This is a genomic window from Vibrio sp. 10N.222.52.B7, assembly GCF_041474275.1.
GTDB lineage: Bacteria > Pseudomonadota > Gammaproteobacteria > Enterobacterales > Vibrionaceae > Vibrio > Vibrio crassostreae_C.
This window is the reverse complement of record NZ_JBFRTU010000410.1, coordinates 1-267: the sequence shown is the minus strand read 5'-3', so window position 1 is coordinate 267 and position 267 is coordinate 1. Positions and strand designations below refer to the sequence as shown.

Genomic DNA, 267 nt, shown 5'->3' with positions numbered 1-267 from the left:
TTAGAAGGCTTTGATAGTGAACTGTCACTCGTAGGTGAGATTCTTGAGGCTAGGTTTGCGGTTGAAGACCAACTGATACAACAAATTGCCGACAGCCTAGCGGTTCCACCAGGAGCTTAATGGCTTAACATCTTCTAAGCTTGCCTCTGTGCAAGCTTTTTGTTTTGTCTGTAGCGTTACCTGACACATCCAACTCTTTTATCAGAGCCTATTGGTTCGTCTCTATTCTGATGTTTTGCGATAACCCGACGTAACACTTCTCACCGG

1 pseudogene is annotated in these 267 nt (G+C 44.9%); it reads left to right on the top strand.

What is annotated here, in order from left to right:
• Positions 1 to 120 (top strand): annotated as a pseudogene (locus AB4512_RS23450) (Rsd/AlgQ family anti-sigma factor); the annotation flags it as partial.
• Between the last annotated feature and the right edge of the window lie 147 nt (positions 121 to 267).